The 266-nt window shown below is 63.5% G+C and carries 1 protein-coding gene; it reads right to left on the reverse strand.

The features are described from left to right. Window positions 1-266: PTS sugar transporter subunit IIA (locus SB764_RS40985; protein WP_410866895.1), on the reverse strand; the 266-nt coding region annotated here is incomplete at its 5' end.

Below are 266 nucleotides of genomic sequence, written 5' to 3' on the forward strand. Positions count from 1 at the left end.
TCAGGCGGCGTTCGAGGCCTGCTCTTCGTTGAGGAAGGCATAGATCGCCGAGGCAGAGTCCGTCGCGCGAAGCTTGGCAACCAGATCCTGGTCACGCAGCACACGGGCGATGCGCGACAGCGCCTTCAGATGGTCGGCGCCCGCGCCTTCGGGAGCGAGCAGCAGGAAGACGAGATCGACGGGCTGATCGTCCAGCGCTTCGAAATCGACCGGGCTTTCGAGCCTTGCGAAGACACCGACGATCGAGCGAACGCTGGCAATTTTCC

Source organism: Paraburkholderia sp. SIMBA_027 (assembly GCF_046535315.1).
Classification (GTDB): Bacteria; Pseudomonadota; Gammaproteobacteria; order Burkholderiales; family Burkholderiaceae; genus Paraburkholderia; species Paraburkholderia tropica.